The 20,880-nt window shown below is 42.6% G+C and carries 25 protein-coding genes; 23 read left to right on the top strand and 2 right to left on the bottom strand.

Features of this window, described 5'->3' with window-relative positions; all coding sequences use genetic code 11:
• Window positions 1-3 precede the first annotated feature (3 nt).
• From lpxK to FTU46_RS02180, 21 genes are all read left to right on the top strand, one after another.
• Window positions 4-1,008: a tetraacyldisaccharide 4'-kinase gene (gene lpxK / locus FTU46_RS02280; RefSeq protein WP_125279030.1), complete on the top strand. Its 1,005-nt coding sequence runs from the start codon at window positions 4-6 to the stop codon at window positions 1,006-1,008.
• Window positions 1,009-1,020: 12 nt separating this feature from the next.
• The gene (kdsB, locus tag FTU46_RS02275) at window positions 1,021-1,782 is read left to right on the top strand and encodes a 3-deoxy-manno-octulosonate cytidylyltransferase (protein WP_104425952.1); all 762 of its coding nucleotides are present in this window, start codon (window positions 1,021-1,023) and stop codon (window positions 1,780-1,782) included.
• Window positions 1,783-1,796: 14 nt separating this feature from the next.
• Window positions 1,797-2,777 carry a DNA polymerase III subunit delta' C-terminal domain-containing protein gene (locus FTU46_RS02270; RefSeq protein ID WP_180002197.1) on the top strand — a complete coding sequence of 327 codons (981 nt, stop codon included), beginning with the start codon at window positions 1,797-1,799 and terminating at the stop codon, window positions 2,775-2,777.
• Window positions 2,778-2,794: 17 nt separating this feature from the next.
• Complete coding sequence (locus FTU46_RS02265; protein ID WP_005236142.1) at window positions 2,795-3,136, top strand: PilZ domain-containing protein; 342 nt, start codon at window positions 2,795-2,797, stop codon at window positions 3,134-3,136.
• Window positions 3,137-3,163: 27 nt separating this feature from the next.
• Window positions 3,164-3,937: a TatD family hydrolase gene (locus tag FTU46_RS02260; protein WP_004783999.1), complete on the top strand. Its 774-nt coding sequence runs from the start codon at window positions 3,164-3,166 to the stop codon at window positions 3,935-3,937.
• 40 nt (window positions 3,938-3,977) lie between these two features.
• Complete coding sequence (locus FTU46_RS02255; RefSeq protein WP_125279027.1) at window positions 3,978-4,592, top strand: TetR/AcrR family transcriptional regulator; 615 nt, start codon at window positions 3,978-3,980, stop codon at window positions 4,590-4,592.
• A gap of 9 nt (window positions 4,593-4,601) precedes the next feature.
• Window positions 4,602-5,150 (top strand): Tfp pilus assembly protein FimT/FimU, encoded by a 549-nt coding sequence (locus FTU46_RS02250; protein WP_180104254.1) that lies wholly within the window; start codon window positions 4,602-4,604, stop codon window positions 5,148-5,150.
• Entirely contained in the window at window positions 5,140-5,724 is a 585-nt protein-coding gene (gene gspI / locus FTU46_RS02245; protein WP_257224587.1) for a type II secretion system minor pseudopilin GspI, read from the top strand. The genes FTU46_RS02250 and gspI overlap by 11 nt, the downstream gene beginning before the upstream one ends.
• On the top strand, window positions 5,721-6,347 hold the full coding sequence (gspJ, locus tag FTU46_RS02240) for a type II secretion system minor pseudopilin GspJ (RefSeq protein ID WP_180104253.1): 627 nt from the start codon (window positions 5,721-5,723) through the stop codon (window positions 6,345-6,347). The genes gspI and gspJ overlap by 4 nt, the downstream gene beginning before the upstream one ends.
• A 14-nt stretch (window positions 6,348-6,361) precedes the next feature.
• On the top strand, window positions 6,362-7,333 hold the full coding sequence (gene gspK, locus FTU46_RS02235; RefSeq protein WP_180104252.1) for a type II secretion system minor pseudopilin GspK: 972 nt from the start codon (window positions 6,362-6,364) through the stop codon (window positions 7,331-7,333).
• Window positions 7,334-7,493: 160 nt separating this feature from the next.
• Window positions 7,494-8,090: a 6-carboxytetrahydropterin synthase gene (locus FTU46_RS02230; protein WP_159123992.1), complete on the top strand. Its 597-nt coding sequence runs from the start codon at window positions 7,494-7,496 to the stop codon at window positions 8,088-8,090.
• A gap of 45 nt (window positions 8,091-8,135) precedes the next feature.
• Window positions 8,136-8,849 (top strand): uracil-DNA glycosylase, encoded by a 714-nt coding sequence (gene ung / locus FTU46_RS02225; protein WP_004783992.1) that lies wholly within the window; start codon window positions 8,136-8,138, stop codon window positions 8,847-8,849.
• The gene (locus FTU46_RS02220) at window positions 8,846-9,967 is read left to right on the top strand and encodes an enoyl-CoA hydratase/isomerase family protein (RefSeq protein WP_180104251.1); all 1,122 of its coding nucleotides are present in this window, start codon (window positions 8,846-8,848) and stop codon (window positions 9,965-9,967) included. The genes ung and FTU46_RS02220 overlap by 4 nt, the downstream gene beginning before the upstream one ends.
• 6 nt (window positions 9,968-9,973) lie before the next feature.
• The gene (gene tadA / locus FTU46_RS02215; RefSeq protein ID WP_104425959.1) at window positions 9,974-10,489 is read left to right on the top strand and encodes a tRNA adenosine(34) deaminase TadA; all 516 of its coding nucleotides are present in this window, start codon (window positions 9,974-9,976) and stop codon (window positions 10,487-10,489) included.
• A 62-nt stretch (window positions 10,490-10,551) separates the two neighbouring features.
• Complete coding sequence (locus FTU46_RS02210) at window positions 10,552-10,986, top strand: SRPBCC family protein (protein ID WP_004783989.1); 435 nt, start codon at window positions 10,552-10,554, stop codon at window positions 10,984-10,986.
• A 14-nt stretch (window positions 10,987-11,000) separates the two neighbouring features.
• Window positions 11,001-11,684, top strand: coding sequence for a (d)CMP kinase (cmk, locus tag FTU46_RS02205; RefSeq protein WP_179992441.1), 684 nt, complete (start codon window positions 11,001-11,003; stop codon window positions 11,682-11,684).
• A 110-nt stretch (window positions 11,685-11,794) separates the two neighbouring features.
• Window positions 11,795-13,471, top strand: a complete 1,677-nt coding sequence (gene rpsA, locus FTU46_RS02200; protein WP_004783987.1) for a 30S ribosomal protein S1 — start codon at window positions 11,795-11,797, stop codon at window positions 13,469-13,471.
• Window positions 13,472-13,635: 164 nt separating this feature from the next.
• Complete coding sequence (locus tag FTU46_RS02195) at window positions 13,636-13,941, top strand: integration host factor subunit beta (protein ID WP_005097312.1); 306 nt, start codon at window positions 13,636-13,638, stop codon at window positions 13,939-13,941.
• A gap of 22 nt (window positions 13,942-13,963) precedes the next feature.
• Window positions 13,964-14,329: a lipopolysaccharide assembly protein LapA domain-containing protein gene (locus FTU46_RS02190; RefSeq protein WP_005236124.1), complete on the top strand. Its 366-nt coding sequence runs from the start codon at window positions 13,964-13,966 to the stop codon at window positions 14,327-14,329.
• Window positions 14,330-14,571: 242 nt separating this feature from the next.
• Window positions 14,572-15,252 carry an orotidine-5'-phosphate decarboxylase gene (gene pyrF / locus FTU46_RS02185; RefSeq protein WP_373686378.1) on the top strand — a complete coding sequence of 227 codons (681 nt, stop codon included), beginning with the start codon at window positions 14,572-14,574 and terminating at the stop codon, window positions 15,250-15,252.
• Window positions 15,253-15,339: 87 nt separating this feature from the next.
• Entirely contained in the window at window positions 15,340-15,561 is a 222-nt protein-coding gene (locus FTU46_RS02180) for a hypothetical protein (RefSeq protein WP_180104249.1), read from the top strand.
• A gap of 101 nt (window positions 15,562-15,662) precedes the next feature.
• Here the strand turns inward: FTU46_RS02180 and FTU46_RS02175 are convergent, their stop codons facing one another.
• Window positions 15,663-16,571, bottom strand: coding sequence for a lysine exporter LysO family protein (locus FTU46_RS02175; protein WP_180104248.1), 909 nt, complete (start codon window positions 16,569-16,571; stop codon window positions 15,663-15,665).
• Window positions 16,572-16,636: 65 nt separating this feature from the next.
• Window positions 16,637-18,133 (bottom strand): NAD(P)/FAD-dependent oxidoreductase, encoded by a 1,497-nt coding sequence (locus tag FTU46_RS02170; protein ID WP_180104247.1) that lies wholly within the window; start codon window positions 18,131-18,133, stop codon window positions 16,637-16,639.
• Window positions 18,134-18,277: 144 nt separating this feature from the next.
• Here FTU46_RS02170 and FTU46_RS02165 point away from each other — a divergent pair, with 144 nt between their 5' ends.
• Together FTU46_RS02165 and zapE are read left to right on the top strand one after the other, a co-directional pair.
• Window positions 18,278-19,285, top strand: a complete 1,008-nt coding sequence (locus tag FTU46_RS02165; protein WP_180068789.1) for an AraC family transcriptional regulator — start codon at window positions 18,278-18,280, stop codon at window positions 19,283-19,285.
• A gap of 83 nt (window positions 19,286-19,368) precedes the next feature.
• A complete protein-coding gene (zapE, locus tag FTU46_RS02160) occupies window positions 19,369-20,520 on the top strand; it encodes a cell division protein ZapE (RefSeq protein WP_104425963.1) in 1,152 nt (383 codons plus the stop codon).
• Window positions 20,521-20,880: the final 360 nt, after the last annotated feature.

Here is a 20,880-nt window from a genome sequence, read left to right as displayed (position 1 = left end):
GTCATGGCTTTGGCACAGATCATTCAGGATGCTTGGAATACACAGGCAAAGTGGCTGGTTGTGCTGCGTCCTTTGTCCTGGCTTTACCGCTTGGGTTTTGTCAGTAACCACTGGCTTTACCGTAAAGGGATTAAAAAAAGCTATACCGCACCTATTCCAGTAATGGTGATTGGAAATATTACCGTAGGTGGGAGTGGTAAAACACCTTTACTGATTCATCTGGTGGATTACCTCACTGAAAAAGGCCTACGGATTGGTGTAATCAGTCGAGGTTATGGTGGTAAAGGTCCTTTTCCTGCTTATGTAGATTTAAATACCTTGCCTGAAGTGGTAGGTGATGAACCAGCCTTAATTGTCCAAGCGACTGGTGTGCCGATGGCTGTAGGGCCAAATCGTCAAAAGAGCATTGAGCTTCTGCTAGAAAAGCATGCACTGGATTTAATTATTTGTGATGACGGTTTGCAGCACTGGGCTTTAAATCGTCAGATTGAATGGATTGTGCTGGATAATAACCGAGGCTTGGGCAACCAGAAACTTTTACCAGAAGGTTATCTGCGTGAACCCGTTACCCGGTTGGAAAAAGGTACCGTGATTGAACATGCAGCAAATCCAGTTTCGCCTTTGCATATGCATCTTGCAGCCTCTCAGCCGTATTTATTAAATCAGGATGTTATCAAAAGCTTTGATCCAACTGCGGCTTTCTATGCAGTAGTCGGCATCGGTTTTCCACAGCGTTTTTATCAAACACTAGAACATCTGGGGCTGCAGCAATTTCAGTGTCATGAATTTCCAGATCATCATGATTATGAAATTGAAGATCTGCAATTCGATGACAATAGTCCGATCATTACTACTGAAAAAGATGCAGTTAAAATTATGGCATTACTCAAACAGTATCCAGATTATCAGCGGGATATCTGGGTGGTGCCGGTCGATGCAGTCTTGTCACCTGCCTGTTATACAATATTGCAGCAGCAATTAGAGCAACAGGGTATTTCTATTTCCTAAGGTTTATTTACGATGAAACATATAGTTATTCCTGCACGCTTCTCCAGTTCACGTTTGCCGGGTAAACCTTTGCTGGAAATCCATGGTCGTCCGATGATTCTGCGTGTCGTGGATCAGGCCAAAAAAGTACAGGGCTTTGATGACCTGTGTGTGGCAACAGATGATGAACGTATTGCCGAAGTTTGCCGTGCTGAAGGTGTTGATGTGGTCCTGACTTCAGCAGATCATCCATCAGGTACCGATCGTCTAAGCGAGGTAGCTCGAATCAAGGGCTGGGCGAGTGATGACATTATTGTGAATGTACAGGGTGATGAACCTTTATTGCCAGCTCAGTTAGTTAAACAGGTCGCGCAACTCTTAGAAGATCAACCGGCTTGCTCAATGTCGACTCTGTGTGAGCCAATTCATCATTTAGAGGAATTCAAGCGTGACAGTATCGTTAAGGTTGTGATGTCTAAGCACAATCAGGCACTGTATTTTAGTCGTGCTACGATTCCTTATGACCGTGATGGTGCCAAGCTAGCTGAACAGAAACTGCATGATCAGGCTTATCGTCATTTGGGTTTATATGCTTACCGCGTGAAACTGCTACAGGAATATGTAACCTGGGAAATGGGTGTGCTGGAAAAACTGGAATCTTTAGAACAGTTACGTGTACTGGAAAATGGTCACCGTATTGCCATTGCTGTGGCAGAAGCCAATTTACCGCCAGGTGTCGATACGCAGGAAGATCTAGATCGCTTGAACCAGATGGATCCATCTTCTTTTGCTTAATTTGAGAATTCTCCATGCCGCTTGATGTCAATGCACAGATTTATCCATGGCAGCAACAGGTTTGGGATACGCTAACCGGGCGTTTTCCTAAGCTTGGGCATGGTTTATTGTTCTATGGAAAAAAAGGCTGTGGTAAAGAAGCCTTTGCCCAGCAGTTTCTGGCCTGGGTTTTATGCCTGAACCGTCAGCCTAAGGGGCCATGCGGTGAGTGTGGCAGTTGTCAGTGGCTGAAAGCGGATACCCATCCGAATTACGTCTATATCAGCACTGATGAAGACAATAAAAAACAGAATGCCAAAATTAAAATTGAAAAGATCCGTGATCTTCTGCCTTTTGTACAGCAGACCGTCGATGGCTGGCGTGTCATTGTCATTGAACCCGCTGAAGCATTAAATATTGCTTCTTCTAATGCTTTGCTGAAAACTCTGGAAGAACCGGGTGAAAATATTGTCATTATTCTGCTTGCGGATCATTATCTGAAATTGCCTGCAACTATTCGCAGCCGTTTACAGCATTTTGCTTTAGACCGGATTTCATCAGCGCAATTTAGTGAATATGTAGAGGCGCAGTTACCTGAAGCAGGTTCGAGCCAGCAGCAGCTATTAATGAATTTATCCAATCAGATGCCTTTGCAAGCGATTGAGGTTGCACAAAGTTCCTGGTTGCCATTACGTCAGGAATTCATGGAAGACTGGAAAAAACTGGTCATTCAAAAAAATATGCCAATGGCAATTGCGACCAAATGGAATAAAAGCCTGAGTTTTGGTGAATTTGGTCAAATGTTTGAATACTTGTTGTCCGATTTAATTTGTGTCAAGCTAAATCAGGCCGTAAAAAACATTGATCTGGACTTTAATGTATTGGCCGAACAATATTCATTGGAAACACTTTTTAAAATTTATGAGGATTTTCAGCGAGCCAAGCAATATCTAGAGCAGAACGTACAAAGTAATTTGGTGCTCGATGAATTGTGTATCAAGCTGATGAATCTTTAGCTTAAGGGGAAAACAAGATGCAACCACGTATGGGCGGTATTATTCAGGCCAATATTCCGGATATTGAAACGTTATTTGCCAGTTATATGCCATATGTTGTAGGTGGTGGACTTTTTATTCCTTCCAAGCAGCCAGTAAAATTAGGTGAAGAAGTTTTTGTTTTGACGACTTTACCTGAACAGACGCAGAAAATTCCATTAACCGGAAAAGTAATCTGGATATCTCAAAAGCAGAATGGCATCAAGCCACAAGGTTTTGGGATTCAGCTCACCGGTGAAAAAGGCGTTTTCTTCAAAAATGAAGCAGATCGTCTGGTTGCGGGTCTTAAATCTGATGGACGTAAAAGTTACACTATGTAGTTAATTTACCTTCGGTAGGAACTCATTGTGTTTGTAGATACTCATTGCCATTTAACGCTGCTTGATTTAACACCTTATAACGGTGATCTGGATCAGGCGCTCGCTCAGGCCCGTGAAGCAGGCGTATCCAAGTTTATGAGTATCTCGGTGGATCTGGATGATCATATCGAGTTGGCTAAAATCGCGGCCCGTCATCCTGATGTCGGTTATACCGTTGGTGTACATCCTTGCGAAGATGCGGCGACAATGGCGCGTGCGACCACTGAATATCTGGTTGAACTGGCACAGCCAGAAAAAGTCTGGGCGCTGGGTGAAACGGGGCTCGATTATTATCACAGCACCGATTTTATTGCCGAGCAAAAAGACTGTTTTGCCCGTCATATCCATGCCTCACAAATCGTGAAAAAACCTGTCGTCGTGCATACCCGTTCCGCCAAGCATGACACGGTTGATATTATCCGTGCAGAAAAATCTACCCATGGCATTTTGCACTGTTTTACCGAAGATTGGGAAACCGCTAAAGCTGTTTTAGACTGCGGTTACTATGTGTCTTTCTCCGGTATTGTTTCTTTTAAAAATGCCCAGGATTTGCGTGACGTTGCCAAACAGGTTCCACTTGATCGGGTTTTAATCGAAACGGATAGTCCTTACCTTGCTCCAATGCCATATCGTGGCAAATCTAATGAACCAAAATACGTTCCTTATGTAGCCAAAGCGCTTTGCGATGTATATGATAAGTCGCTAGAAGAAATGGCTTATATCACAAAGCAGAACTTTGAGAATCTTCTGAATTCAAAGTAAGTAAAGTTAGATAAGAGTACAAGAGAGTTATAGGGTGAAGATGGATCGTCAGGCTCAGTTTCGAGCAAGAGAAACCTTGATTTTTCAAGTTGCAGAGCAGTTACTGCTAGAAAATGGTGAAGCAGGGATGACCCTGGATGCACTGGCAGCAGAACTAGATCTGGCCAAAGGCACTCTTTATAAGCATTTCCAGAGTAAAGATGAATTGTACATATTGCTGATTATCCGTAATGAGCGCATGTTGCTGGAAATGATCCAGGATAGTGATAAGGCTTTTCCTGAACATCTGGCATTCTTTATGTTGCATCATCTGCATCACCCTGAACGTACTGTCCTTTTTCATCAGATTGAAGAACGTCTTTCTACAACAGGTGTTGGAATTCAGCACCTGTTTAGCGAACTTTATCAGGTGCGCAAACAGCGCTTACGTTTGATTATCCGTATGACTGAAAGCTATTTGGCTTCAATCAATAGCAGCATGTCGGTGCGTGATTATCTGGCCTCAATTTGGTCGATGACCCATGGTGCAGCTGCGATTCTGAACTCCAGTTTTTATCAGCGCTATCTCGGTTCACGCGATACCTTGCGCGTTGCCCTTATTGATCAAGCTTTAGCTTTACCGAAACAGGTCCATCCTGCCGAGCAGTTCGCCTAAGAGTTGCCTATGATCAGATCACATCACGCCTCCATTCGTGGATTCACTCTAATCGAAGTGATGGTGGTGATTGTGATTATGAGTATTATGGCGTCACTGGTTGTATTGAATATTGGTGGGGTAGATCAGCGCAAGGCAATGCAGGCACGGGAAGTACTGTTACTGGATTTGCAGCGGATCTTGCGGGAAGCTAATGATCAATCCCGTATTCTTGCGCTTGATGTTCAGGCTGCCACTGATGTTTCACCATTTCGTTACGGGATCGTGGAATATCGTTCACCTAATCAGGCAGAATCAACTTTAAATCAGCAGAAATGGCAAAGTTATGCGGGGTTTAATCTGCGTAGTTTACCAGAGCAGGTCTCTTTCCGGATTCAGCCTTTAGAGCAACATTATAATAATGCCCAAAATCGGGATCTTACTGAAGCCAATGCACCCAAGCTGATCTGGTTAGGCAATGGTGAAGTTAAACCGGTCAGAATCCAGTTCTATCTGGAAGATCGTGAAGTAGGCAATCCGATTGATATTGATCATTTGGGTAAAGTTCATGAAAGCTAGGGTCTTTAAACAGAGTGCCGGTGCTGATGTAATCAAGCCGTTTAAGTCAGATGCTGATCGTTCGCAATCTGAGCGTAGCTCTTCGTCTTGCGCAGCGGTGAAACAGCGTTTCATTCATCGCGGCTCCTCAAGCACAGCTTTGGGACTTTCTTGCGCGACAATGCCGCTCAGGTCGAGGATTACTCGACTTAAGCGTGCCTCAGGATTTACCTTGCTGGAAGTAATGGTTGCACTTGCGATCTTTGCTACAGCAGCCATGACCCTGACTAAAGTTGCTATGCAATATACCCAATCGACTTCGAATGCCATTTTGAGAACCCAAGCCCAGTTCGTTGCCTTGAATGAAGCAGCACTAATGGAAATCAATCAGCAGTGGCTCACTGGTACTGAATCTAAACAACTCACTCAACAGGGCGAAACCTGGCAAATCGATAAGCGCAGTGAGCCTACTGTAAGTCCTAATGTGCAGCGTATTGAGTTACAGGTAAGTCTGGTTAATACTGAAACCGGTCAGGCAGAAAATGGAATTAGCAGCTTGATGTTCTTTAATCACCGGATGAATGAAGCGCCATGAAGTCAAAGGGATTTACGCTGGTCGAACTGCTGGTTGCTATTGCTATTTTTGCCGTACTATCTGCTCTCGGCTGGAAAGTATTTGATTATATTGTGCAAACCAAAGACCGTAATGCGGTGCATGAACAGCGCTTAAGTCAGTTACAAGATACTTATCAGCAGATCTTGCGTGATACGGTGCAGGCGGTGCCTTTGACGGCCAATATTAATGGTGATATTCAGCCGGCACTGGTTTTGCAAAACGGACGTTTTAACTTTAGTAAGACTGGAGTCACCGATCCTCTGGAAGAGGGGATTTCTCCAGATGAACGGGTTGAATATCAGTACCGGGCGGATGAACAAAAACTCTATCGCCTGAAATACCGGAATTTAAACCAGACCGGGCGTGATCAACCTGAATCCAGTGTGTTGTTGTCCGATGTTGAGCAGTTTCAGATCGTAGTACTTAATCCAAATGAAATGACCCAATGGCCAGACTCATCTTTTGATTTAAATCGGATTGAGCAAAAACAGCGTCTACCCAAAGGCATTAAAATCAACTTAATGGTTAATGGGGTCAGTTATGAGTGGATTTTTAGTTTATTGAATACAGATTTCCTGCTTGAAACCCAAAAGTTAACCTGACAAAGAATAATAAAATGCAGATGAACAAAGCAATGATGATCAAACAGCAGAAGGGGATTGCTCTGATTACCATTCTAGTGATGGTGGCGCTTGCAACTATTTTGGCTGCGACTATTGCTAAACGTCAGGCTGCAACTGTTGAAAGTACCGCTTATTTAATGCGACAAAACCAGTCTTTGATGTATGCCAAAAGTGCTGAAGCGTTTTTTTCTGAATTGCTGGTCGATGACGCAGAGAATGCAGCAGAAGTTGATCATTTAAATGAAACCTGGGCGCAGCCGATGCCAGCTTTTCCGGTTGAAGATGGTTATGTTTCGGGAATACTGCAAGATGAGTCGGGTAAGTTTAATTTAAATAGCCTGATTACAGCAGAAGGTACGGTGAATGAAAATGCTAAAGCCTGGTTTGAGCTGATATTAAAACGTGCTGGATTGCCAGAGCAGTTGAGTGAAGCCGTGATCGACTGGCAGGATGAAGATGAAATGCCAAGTGGACCAATGGGCGCAGAATCCAATTATTATCAGGGCTTGCCGAATGGTTCTCTACCTCCGAATGTCAAATTTCATAGCGTTGAAGAGCTGAAACTGGTACGAGGCTTTGAAGAAAACAAGTACAAACTAATCGCACCTTATCTAAGTACTGCGCCTGTAGCAGATACTACGGTCAATATTAATACCGCATCTGCATTTCTTTTGGCGAGCATGGATGAAAAGCTGGATGTGAATGCCGTGCAGCAATTGCTGGATCGCCGTCAGGCAAATCTGGAATATTTTTCCAATGTAGCTGATCTTTGGACACTAGAACCCTTTGCTCAGGTGGATGCAGCCAAACACAACCTGTTTAATAACCTGCTTGGGGTGCAATCCAATCACTTTAAAGCACGTATCGAAGTGATGCTGAGTGAGCGTAAACGTCAGTTTAGTAGTGATCTGGTGCGGCAGGACAAAAAGGTGTATGTTGCCTATCGTAGCATGGCACCTTTTTAAAATTCCACCATTTTTAAATAATCTCATTTTTTGGAATTTAATCTGTTTTCGCTTCAATCCTTTTTGCCTATCATGACGAACTGCAAAATTAATCCTCATTGGTTTACTTTTGCTTTATAATTGAAATTAATTCACCTATTTTTTGACGACATTACGGCATATGTTAATTCGTAAGTTATTTAAGTTTGAAAATGCTCATATTGTGCGTAACTGCACCTCGGATCGCTGTAAACGTTCGATTCATGGTCACAGTTATAAAGTTGAGTTATTGCTGAAAGCGTCGAAGTTGGATCATGGCCAGATGGTATATGATTTTGGTCTGCTCAAAGGGGTGATTAAGGATTTTTTTGATTCTTTTGACCATGCGATCTGCTTTTGGCAAAAAGATGATCCTGAATATATTCAGGCATGCAAGAATTTTAGTGCACGCTGGGTATCTTTGCCGGTTTCGCCATCTGCAGAACAGTTTTCACGTATTTTCTTCTTCCTGGCTCAACAGGTATTGGCATCCACCATTACTCAGAATGGTGAAGGGGATGTTGAAGTTTATTCTGTGATTGTTCATGAAACTGATACCGGCTATGCGCAAAGCTTCTTGGAAGATATCCAGAATGAACAGATGGGTCCACTTAGCCTGGAACAGATTGAATTCTCGGAGCAGGTGCGGGCAGAGTGGACAGATCCAGAGATGTTTGCGAAACTGAAACAGGGTCTTCCATTTCATAATCCGGCTGTGGATCTGCAAGTCCAGCCTTAAAAATTCGAATATAAACGCAGACTGACATAGATTTAGGATTGAAGCATGTCTTTAAATGAACAGCAAATTGCGAAACTGAATAAAGTTCAGTTAGATGACAGCTGGAAATATGGACTCAGTGAGTTTTTATTGAGTCCAAAAATGGATGCGTTAAAAACGTTTTTAATTGAAGAAAAAAAAGCAGACAAGGTGATTTATCCACCGAATCACCTGATTTTTAATGCTTTGAATACGACGCCATTAGACCGGGTTAAAGTGGTGATTATTGGTCAGGATCCTTATCATGGTCCGAATCAGGCGCATGGTTTAAGCTTCTCGGTGCAAAAAGGAGTTGCATTACCTCCATCTTTACGTAATATTTTTCATGAGTTACATAATGATTTAGGCGTAAAAATCCCTAAACATGGTGATTTAACTCATTGGGCGGAACAGGGTGTACTTCTGCTCAACGCCGTACTGACCGTAGAGGCAGCACAGCCAACTTCACATCAGAAACGTGGTTGGGAAGAATTCACAGATCACGTCATTGATGTATTGAATGAACAACGTGAACATATCGTTTTTATTCTTTGGGGCGCATACGCACAGCGTAAAGGACAGCGCATTGATCAAAATAAACACCTGGTCTTAAAGGCAGCACATCCTTCGCCTTTGTCAGCAAACCGGGGTGGTTTTTTTGGTTGTAAAGTTTTTTCGAAAACGAATAATTATCTCAAACAACATGGCATTGAGCCTATAGATTGGCAGCTGGACGCATGACTTATTCTCCTGTAACTAAACCTTACCATCCGGACCTGATTGTTGAACAAGCCAACAATGGCTGGCGCATTGTACGCCTGAATCGTCCAAAATCATTACACGCTTTAGATGAATCTCTGGTTTCTGCACTACTGGAAGTTTTTCAGGACTTTCATACAGATGACAGCGTAAAAGCGATCTGGCTGGATTCAACAACCCCGAAAGCATTTTGTGCCGGTGGGGATGTACGTAAGCTACGTCAGTTAGTAATTAATGATGAAGTGGCAACGGCCAATAAGTTTTTTGAACAGGAATATGCGCTAGATTTATTGCTGCATAACTATGCCAAACCGGTATTGGTCTGGGGTGAAGGTTATGTCATGGGTGGCGGTTTAGGCTTGTTTATGGCGGCTCCATTCCGTTTGGTAACGCCGTATTCACGTCTGGCGATGCCTGAGATTAATATCGGTTTATATCCAGATGTGGGTGCGACCCGCTTCCTGGCAGACCGTGGAGCGATTGGTCTGTTTACGGGTTTAACGGGTTCAATCATGACCGCTGCTGGTGCTTACGGTATTGGCTGGGCGACTCATATCTGTGATGCACAGCGTGATTCAGTATTAGATAAGGTCGTAAATATAGACTGGGAACATTATCCAGCTGGCGATTTCCGTGCGATTGATGATACCTTGAATAGTATGCATCGTCCGGTAGGCCCGGGTCCTCTGCAAAACTCACTGGATGTAATCCACAGTGTATGTCGTGGAATGAACTTTGAACATGACTATGAATCGATTATCGGTCTAAGTGATGCGCGCAGTGACTGGTTACGTCAGGCCAGCGAAAACCTGCAAAAAGGTTCACCTGCAACCGCTGCTCTAAGCTGGTTATTATGGCAATGGGGTAAACAGGTTCATTCCTGGAATGAAATTTTTGAACTGGAAACTCATATTTCAGACTGGAAAATCCGTCATCCTGACTTTGTTGAAGGCGTACGTGCTCGTCTGGTTGATAAAGATCTGTCTCCAGAATGGCAAAAGGGTAGTGATTTAAGCCTGAAAGGCATTCTGTCTCAGAATCCACCGGTAACCACCATTGAAAGCTGGAATGAGCTACTCAAGCACTATGATGTGATTTAAGTCTGAATGTCCGAAACACAATTTACCGATGAATACTGGATGCGGCTTGCTTATGAGCAGGCTGCACTTGCTGCTGAGCAGGGTGAAATTCCTGTGGGTGCCGTGATTGTCAGCCAAAATCAGGTCATTGGCCGTGGCTACAATGCGCCTATTTCTTTAAATGATCCGACTGCCCATGCTGAAATCGTAGCATTACGTGAAGCTTGTCAGAACCTGAAAAACTACCGCCTGCCTGAAGATGCTGTCCTCTATGTAACTCTGGAACCGTGCACCATGTGTGTAGGTGCATTGGTGCATTCGCGTATTTCACGGGTCGTTTTTGGTACAAATGAGCCCAAAGCAGGTTCTTTGGTGAGTGCACGCAAGCTTTTTGAGACTGGCTACTATAATCATGTATTTCTATTTGACTCGGGCTGTATGCAGCAGCAGTGTGCTGAGCAGTTGAGTGCATTTTTCAAGTTGCGTCGTGAACAAAAACGCCAGCTGAAATTGCAAGAAAAATTACTGAATGCTCATAAATAAATCGAATCTAATTCGTTAAACTTTGCTCACTTTAAAATCATTTATTTTCAGGAAAAAGAAAAATGAAAAATGCGATTCAGGTAAAAAAAGAATTCCCAGCAGCGATTGATAAGGTTTTTGAATTGCTGTCTAAACACGATGCTTATAACGTGGCTTTTGCACCAATGCAGGTGGAACGGATTAAGGATTCGGCAGACCCTGAGCGCCCAGATGGTGTGGGTTCTGTGCGTAGCATGGGTTTAGGTCCAGTCAAGCCGCTAAAAGAGCAAATTACCTTGCTAGAGCCGAACTCCCGTATTGAATACAAGATCGTAAAGAATCCTTTGATTAAACATCATTTGGGTATTATTGAGTTTGAAGCATTGGACGATAACAAAAGTCTGGTGACTTATACGATAGAATTGCAGGCACGTCTTCCATTTGTCAGTAAATTAATTCTTGCACAGCTCAAGACAGGGATTAAACTAGGCCTCGCAAAACTTGCAAAATCTGTATAAATAACGGGAAAGTAATGACAGTTCAAATTATTACCATTGATGGTCCAAGTGGATCTGGCAAAGGCACACTGGCTGCAAAACTTGCAGCACATTACCATTTTCATTTACTGGATTCAGGGGCTTTGTATCGTTTATTAGGACTGTCATTGCATCACCATAATTTACTCGATGAACTGGATACTAAACTGGCTGAATGCGTACAAATTGCAACAAATTTGGATATCCAATTTGTCAGCACTGAATCAGGTGTTCAGGTATGGCTGAATGGTGAAGATGTCTCCCAAACTATCCGTACCGAACGGGTGGGTGAGTATGCTTCAAAAGTTGCTGCAATTCCTGAACTTAGAACTGCTCTGGTGGCCCGTCAACATGCTTTTGCTCAAGCTCCTGGTCTGGTGGCAGATGGCCGCGATATGGCGACCAGTATCTTCCCAGATGCACAAGCCAAGATTTATTTGACAGCTTCGGCTGAATCCCGTGCGCAAAGACGTGTAAAGCAGTTGCAGGGTATGGGGCTGGATGTTAAAATAAACGACATTTTAGCTAATATCGAAGCGCGGGATAAACGAGATATGGAACGCACTGTTGCTCCGCTCAAACCTGCTGCTGATGCGTACATCATCGACAGTTCAGATCTGAATATCGATGAAGTATTCAAACTGATGACCACATATGTGGATCAGCAATTAGCTCAATAACCCTATTATTTCAGCAGACGCATAGCTTGATCAGTTTTATATGGACTATGTAGATGCTTAATTAAACCGGCCTTGTCTGATCCAAGACCGCTGACTTTATCGGATATATCATGACCGAATCTTTTGCAGCCCTCTTTGAAGAAAGCGAATTAAACCTCAACGTTGAAAAGGGTGCAGTCATCCAAGGCGTTGTAGTAAGCATCGACTCTGATTGGGTAACTGTTGACACTGGCCTTAAATCTGAAGGCGTTGTTGACCGTGCTGAGTTCTTAAATGAACAGCGCGAACTTGAAGTTCAAGTTGGCGACACTGTAGACGTAGTTGTTGAAGCACTTGACAACGGTATGGGTCAAACAGTTCTTTCTCGCGAAAAAGCTAAACGCGCTGAGACTTGGACTAAACTTGAAAAAATCTTTGAAGACGGCGAAATCGTTACTGGTGTTATCTCTGGTAAAGTTAAAGGCGGTTTCACTGTTGACATCGGTCCAGTTCGTGCGTTCCTTCCAGGTTCTTTAGTTGATACTCGTCCTATCCGTGATACTACTCACTTGGAAGGTAAAGAGTTAGAATTCAAAGTAATCAAACTTGACGCTAAACGTAACAACGTTGTTGTTTCACGTCGTGCTGTTATGGAAGCTGAATCTTCAGCTGACCGTGAAGCGCTTCTTGCTCAGCTTGAAGAAGGTCAAACAGTTACTGGTACTATTAAAAACCTTACTGACTACGGTGCATTCGTTGACCTTGGCGGTATCGACGGTCTTCTTCACATCACTGATATGGCTTGGAAACGTATCAAGCACCCATCAGAAGTTGTTGAAGTGGGTCAAGAAGTTACTGTTAAAGTACTTAAATTCGACCGCGAACGTAACCGCGTATCTTTAGGCCTTAAACAATTAGGCGAAGATCCATGGTTAGCGATCATGAGCCGTTACCCTAAAGGTTCTATCGTTAAAGCTCGCGTAACTAACCTTACTGACTACGGCTGTTTCGCAGAAATCGCTGAAGGTGTTGAAGGCTTAGTACACGTTTCAGAAATGGACCACACTAACAAAAACATCCACCCATCTAAAGTAGTTCAGATCGGTGACGAAGTTGATGTTATGGTTCTTGAAGTAGACGAAGAGCGTCGTCGTATTTCTCTTGGTATTAAACAAACTCGTGCTAACCCATGGGAAGAGTTTGCTAAGAACCACGACAAAGGTGAAAAAGTTTCAGGTACTATCAAGTCAATCACTGACTTCGGTATCTTCATCGGTTTACCAGGCGGTATCGATGGTCTAGTTCACTTGTCTGACATCTCTTGGAACGAACAAGGCGAAGAAGCGATCCGTCGTTACAAGAAAGGTGACACTGTTGAAGCAGTTATCCTGTCTGTAGATGCTGAAGGCAACCGTATCAGCCTTGGTATCAAACAATTGAACAGCGATCCGTTCAACGATTTCTTAGCTGCTAACGAACGCGGTGCGCTTGTTAAAGGTACTGTAACTGCAGTTGACGCTAAAGGCGCTACTGTTAAGTTAGCTGATGAAGTTGAAGCAACTCTTAAAGCATCTGAAATCAACCGCGACCGCGTTGAAGATGCGACTAAATTCCTTGAAGTTGGTCAAGAAGTTGAAGCTAAGATCATCAATGTAGATCGTAAATCTCGCTCTATCAACTTGTCTATCAAAGCGAAAGACGAAGCTGAAGAGAAAGAAGCTGTTGCAAATCTGAAAACAGCTGCTGCTGGTCAAGACAATGGTCCTAAAACTATTGGTGACTTGATCAAAGCGCAAATGAATCACTAAGAGTAGATGGTGAATTGTATTGTTAATGTAAGTTAAGTAATACTTTTTACACAAATACTGTAAACGGTAGCGTAGTATTTAATTATTGCGCTACCGTTTTGTATTTAAACAGGTTATTATCGGAAAATAGATCCCGAGTAGCTTGATAATTAAAGAGGTCGCAGATGACTACTGAAGCACTTAATAAGTCTGACTTAATAGAGCGCATCGCGCTAAAGAATCCGCATTTGGCTGAACCTTTAGTGGAAGAAGCAGTTAAAATTATGATTGATCAAATGATTGAAGCTTTATCATCTGATAACCGTATTGAGATTCGCGGGTTTGGCAGCTTTGCATTGCATCATCGTGAGCCTCGTGTGGGTCGTAATCCTAAAACTGGTAAATCTGTTGAAGTTGCAGCAAAAGCTGTTCCACACTTTAAGCCAGGTAAAGCACTTCGTGATGCAGTAAACGAATCTGCAAACAAATAAACAAGATATTTACGGGGTGTTCATGCGTTACGTTCTGGTCATTCTTTTATTGCTCGTCTTTGGCTATTCATTAGCTTTGGTGTTGCAAAACGGGACTGAGGTCTCAGTGGACTTGTTATTTACTCAAGTTCCTGCAATGCGCTTAGGGTTATTGCTCCTTTTGACTCTTTCCTTAGGAATAGTGGTTGGCTTGTTACTCGGTGTGCAGGTTTTCCGCGTTTTTCAGAGTAATTGGGAAATTAAACGACTACGTAAAGATATTGAACATCTACGTAAGGAACAGTTGAATACTGCCAAGATGATGGCAGCAGAAGCGGCAGCTCATACACGACATGAGAAAACAGTATTAGATATTAATTCTAATGACAGGCCATCGGCACCGCTTTAGACAAAAATGAGAAGTCGAAGTAATCTACTGATTTTTTTACTTCGCCTGTTTTGATTAAACGCCTTTTAGCTTAGCTTCTAAGGCGTTTTTTATTGCTAAATTATATTTAGAAGAAATATATAAAAATTATATAAATAAATGACTTAATTTGAATCAAAAAATCATTTTTGCGAAAATATTCTTGGTTGTTATAGGGCTAGTCCGTATAATGGTTTAATTTTGTCAATTTGAAGGGTCTTCTCATGAGTATCATCGTTGCACTGGATGCTAAAAGTCAATTTGATGCCTTAACGATTGCAGAGCAGCTCGATCCTGCCTTATGTCGAGTAAAGGTGGGCAAAGAGTTATTTACTCATGAAGGTCCTATCATTGTAAAAGCACTTCAAGACAAAGGTTTTGACGTGTTTTTAGATCTGAAGTTCCATGATATTCCGAATACCACTGCACAAGCGGTATGTGCTGCGGCAGACTTGGGCGTGTGGATGGTCAATGTCCACGCTTCAGGTGGTCGTAAAATGATGGAGACCTGTGTTGAGCGTTTAAAAGCAGGTAACTATAAGACTCAACTCATTGCGGTAACTGTGTTGACTTCAATGGGGCGTGAAGACTTGAAAGATATTGGCTTGGATATTGAGCCTAATGAACATGTAAAACGTCTGGCTCAACTCACCAAAGATAGTGGCTTGGATGGGGTGGTCTGTTCCGCACAAGAAGCGAAAATGCTGCGTGAAACTATTGGAAAAGACTTTGCACTGGTCACTCCTGGGATTCGTCCTGAAGGTTCAAATGCAGACGATCAAAAACGTATTGTGACACCAAAACAGGCAATGCTGGATGGATCAACACATCTGGTGATTGGACGACCAATTACCAAGTCGGAAAATCCTCGTCAGACTCTAAAAGATATTTTGGCAACATTGTAATTCCGGTTACCTGATGAAAAGCCTTTCATATGAAAGGCTTTTTTTATACATTGAGAAAAGCTGTATAAAAATAAAAAGGAATTTCAAATGAGAATAATAAAGACACCAGAACAAAAGATGCTAGAACAAAGGCTGGAGATGGAAAAAATAGCAGATCAGTTCGAACAGCAGGAAAAATATAAACAACAGGCACAGTCGGGTTCATGGGACTGGATGTCAGGCCTTGATAGCATAGATATTGTAGAACTCGCTTCAGAGATGATGGAGACAGTAGGAGATTCATTGGGTAGGGCGGATATGAATTTTTAATATTCCGCAGTTTATTTTATTTCTAATTGAATCCCCCTAAATCCCCCTTTATGAAAGGGGGACTTCTCCTCCCTTTAAAAAAGGGAGGTCGGGAGGGATTTTTAAATTACCGCCAACACACTCACTGCCACTGGTGCCAATACAGATAAAATAAAACCGCTCACCATGGCATGTGGAATAAAATCATTGCCACAGGCCTGTTTGACCATGGGTAAAGTCACATCCATCGCAGTCGCCCCTGCAGCAGAAATTGCTGATCTTGGGTAACGCCAGCCGGCACAATACATCAGTAAAATCGCAAAAATTTCCCGAAACAGGTCATTCACCAGGGCAATACTACCCAGTTCTGCATTTCTCAGTTCTGTGACGACAACACCCGACATGGAATAAAAACCATAACCTTGCGACAGCATAATCAGGTCTTTTAAATGAATATCTGGATTCCAGAAAGAATAGACAATTGCTGCCACGCATGAACCAGCAATACAACCTGCCGGAACCAGCAGGATTTTCCAGTTCAACCATGAGCGATCAAGTGGTGAATAGGCAAGATCCAGTCCAATCAGAAACATAAAGACCAGTAATAAATGCCAGGTGCTGATTTGAATAGAAAGACCCATTTGAGTGGAACTATAATGCAGCAAGTAGCCAGCGGCTAAGGCGAAGAACGCATAACTGATATTGATCAGTGATTTAATCACTAGCTCAGTGGAGACTCGTCCAGAAGAAGGTTGAAAATCTGCCCATTTAAAGAGCAGATAACAACAGCCAAATGCCCCAATAGAGGTGAGAAAAGCAATTGTAATAGAGGTATTTAGAATCTGAGCAGGATGAGGTAATTCCGCTAAAAGTTCAGAAAACTCAAAAGCGATGGCAATCAGCAAAATATAACTAAAATACGGAAGAACCTTAAAGCAGATTTTTGTGAGGGGAGCAGGAAGCCGTTTCGCAAAAACAAAACCAAGCACTAAACAGACCAGAAGCTGGGATACTAACCAAAGCGATTGCATAATAAAAAAGTATGATAAATCAGTCTTTATTATGCCATCGCTAGCACTATGAATGTGAAGGGCTTTTAACTGGCTTTATTTAAAAAATAATAATCTGCTGCATTAAGGGTTTTGGTTTTGAGCCAGTATTTCCAGGTATAGGTAGGCCATAAGGCAAAATTTTTCCCACCTTCCTGCTGATACCAGCTAACGCAGCCAGATTGCCAGACCGTATTGTCCAACATATGTTGGACATCCTGGTTGAATTTTTCCTGTACCTGATCTTTGACCACAATTGCATCACTATGTGATTGATCCACTAGGGCGATCATTTGCAGGATATAACTTACTTGCGCTTCAATCATGAAAAGGACTGAATTATGTGTCAGCACAGTATTTGGCCCTAATAACTGGAACAGGTTCGGAAAACCTTTCACACAGATTCCATAATAGCTTTCGGCACCATCTTTCCAGACATCATTTAAGTGAATGCCATTCAGGCCAGTGCAGTCAAAATTTTTCAGATAAATTCTTGGATCAGTAATAAATCCGGTACCGTAGATCAGGCAGTCAATCGGACGTTCTTTACCATCTACTGTAATAATACTGTTTTCAGTCACTTCACAAATGCCTTCAGTAACCAGTTCCACTTTTTTACGGTTAAAGGTAGGGAAATATTGATTAGACACCAGAATCCGTTTACAGCCCATGATGTAGCCTGGAGTTAACTTCTTGGCAGTTTCCTTGTCCTTGACCTGATAGCGAATATAAGCTTCAGCCAGTTTCTGAGCATATTTCATGACAGCTGGTTTAACGATAGGCACCACGCGTGATTCATTGGACCAGTACAGGCGAATCCGGTGTAACTTGCGGAACCATTCATATTTGGAAAATAGCTTTTTTTCCAGGTCATGATATAGGCGCTCATCCCGTGGAATAACCCAAGCCGCAGTACGTTGCAAGACATAGAGCTGTTTGCATTCGGGTGCAATTTCAGGGATATATTGAATTGCACTGCCACCCGTCCCAATCGATGCAACATTTTTTCCCTTGAGATCATAATGATGATCCCAGTGAGAAGAGTGAAAGATTTTACCCTTAAATTTTTCAATGCCCGTAATATGGGGAATTTGAGGAACATGTAAAGGACCAGAGGCAAATACTACAAACTGGGCTTCCAGAATGCTTTGATCATGCAGATGGATCTGCCATAAGCATCGGTCTTGCTGGTAATGAACCCCAAGTACTTCGGTATTCAGCCGAGCAAAAGCCCGAAGATTATAATCACTGACTAAATCTTGAATATAGCTAAAAATTTCCGGTGCTTCGGCATAGCGTTTTGACCAGTCAGTTTTGGGGGCAAAAGAAAGGGAATACATGTGTGATTGCACATCACAGGCCGCTCCCGGATACTGATTATCGCGCCAGGTTCCACCAAAATCGCTATCTTTTTCTATAATAATAAAATCATGGATGCCTTGCTGCTGTAAACGTATTGCCATCGTTATCCCGCCAAAACCGGCACCGATAATGGCCACTTTGGTATAGGGATGATTGTGGGTAGGGCTTGTATTGTCCAGCATCTTCGCATTCCTTGCTTATTTTAATAATGGATAATTATCTTGATTTATTAACTGGCTATTAGATATAAAATTGATCTAAACGGCAATAGCCGACTGCTTATTTTTATAGTACAACTAGAGCTATCACATTGTATTTGTATGGTTATGAAACGTTCTGTTCTCAGTCTGATGTATCTGATCCAGGGCATGCGCAAGGCTGGCATAGAGGTCGATCAAAAACTGCAAAATATCGGCTTGCGTGTTGATGCGCTTGATCCGACTTCAATTATTCACCCAAGCGTGGAATATGATGTGCTCAAGGTGGTGGGTCAGGATATCCAGCCAGAACAGGGTTTATTGATCGGCCAGCATTATGCATTGGCAGGTTATGGGCCTTTGCTGATGTTGTTGGTGACCAGCCCAACTGTACGTGATGCGATGCATCAGGTGATTCGTTTTCAGCAATTGACGCATCTTACCGGTCAGTTGGGAGTGGAGCAAAGTGAGTACCGCAGTGCGCTTTGCTATTATCCCAAGAAAACGGAAGATCATCTGGGAATGCTGGTCGCGCAAGCTGAGATTTCAGGTACTTTCAAGTTCATTCGCGATATTTACAAGATGATGGGTTTGTCCAAGCCTGACTTGCAGATTGAACTGCCTTTCGCCGCACCGGAACAACCTGCTACCCAGAAAATCTATCATGATTATTATGGAACACAGGTACAGTTTGGTGCTGCAAGAGCTGCATTCTGGTTTGATGAGGCCATTTTGGATATCCGGATTCCTTCAGCAGATGCGGAGACCTTTGCAGTCTATGAAGCAAAGTGTCTGGCTGAACTGGAACGTCTGGCGGAAGATGCTGATGTCCCGACTGTGGTACAGCGAGTACAGGATTATCTGGAGCTGCAAACCGGTTTGATGCCGAGTATGGCTGAAACGGCTCAGGCTCTGAATATTCCAGAACGTACTTTACGCCATCAATTACAGCAGTTCGATACCAGTTATAAACAGATTCGCGAAGAGATTATTAAAGATAAAGCTTTGCGACTCATTGAATATAAACAGTATTCGATTGAAATGATTGCAGAGTTATTGGGTTATTCCGAACCGGCTGCTTTTAACCATGCCTTTAAGCGTTGGTTTGGGCAAAGTCCTCGGCAATATATAAAATAGCCTAAGTTAGTTAATGCCAAAGTGTTATAGTGTGCGTTCTAAACTCCGCTATAATTAAACAGATCCTGAATAGTACGAAACCTATGTCCGATTTTAATTCACAGCACAGCACCGCTTTTAGTCCGATCTCTCCTGCAGAACGTTATGCACAGGCTTTGTCTTCAGGACAGTTTATGCCTGATGATGCACAGGCCATGGCAGTACATGAGCTGAATCGTACCTGGCTGGAATTAATTCAGCGCTTTAAAGCGTCTAAAAAAGCCTTTCGCCGTTTTCGTCGTCAGACTTCGCCAAAAGGCGTATATATGTGGGGTGGAGTAGGTCGTGGAAAGACCTGGCTCATGGATCAGTTTTATGAGTCGATTCCATTTCGCCGTAAAACCCGTATGCACTTTCACCATTTTATGCAGCATGTGCATCGTGAGTTAAACAAGCTTTCAGGTCAGCGTAATCCGCTGGATCTCGTAGCGGATCAGATTTATAAAGATGCTGTGGTGATCTGCTTTGATGAATTTTTTGTATCTAACGTGACAGATGCCATGATTCTGAGTGATCTGTTCCAGAAGCTGTTTGAACGTGGCATTACGCTAGTAGCGACTTCGAACATTGCACCGGATGGTTTATATAAAAACGGGATTCACCGTGACCGTTTTCTGCCAACCATTGAAATGGTCAAGAAAAACTGTGTCATTCTGAATGTAGATGCTGGTGTGGATTACCGTTTACGTGTCTTAAAGCAGGCGCAATTATTCAAATATCCACTAACGCATGATAATAAAAACTGGTTGGCACATCGCTATACCGCACTGACTCAAACCCAAACCTCTTCTCAAGAACCAATCATCATCAATAACCGCATTGTTGAAACTGTGGCACATACTGAAGATGTGTTGTGGTGTGAGTTCTCTGAACTATGCCTAAAACCGCGTAGTCCGGCTGACTTCATTGAAATTGCGAATATCTACAATACGGTATTGGTCAGCAATGTGCCGCATTTAACCGATTTCCTAAATGATGCCACACGCCGTTTTATTTATCTGGTCGATGAATTTTATGACCGTGGAGTCAAATTACTGCTGACTTCAGAAGATAATATTATTGATCTTTATAAAGGTGAGCGACTGGCTTTCGAAATTGAACGGACCCGTTCACGTTTGCTAGAGATGCAATCAGATGAATATCTGCATTCAGAACATCGCCAGATCGAGAAAATAGCTTCAAGTGAGCCTGAATAAATACAACAAGCGCTGGTCATGACCGGCGCTTTTTTATGCATTCCATTGCGTCAAAGATCGACAAGCTCAGCCAAACATGGCTTAATCTTGATCTAAATATGACCTTGTATAAAAAGAACGGACAACTTTTATTCAAAAATCTGAACTTAAGTCTAATTTCTACATTTCAAAAACTTTATACACTGTCATGAGGGTATTTAGCAGGATGATATTGCATCGTGTGTGACATCATTTAATAAGAATATGAGGGTATTCTTATTAGAAAAATGCTCATTATTTTGCGGTGTGATAGTACTATTCAGCTAGATTTTAATCGGTATACTAGAATCTCTTGTATAAAAAGTAGCAATATCAGGAAAG

The sequence above is a fragment of the Acinetobacter sp. YH12108 genome (assembly GCF_013419055.1).
Lineage (GTDB): Bacteria > Pseudomonadota > Gammaproteobacteria > Pseudomonadales > Moraxellaceae > Acinetobacter.
Note: the sequence above shows the minus strand (reverse complement) of the source record. Positions and strands in the feature narration are given on the sequence as shown.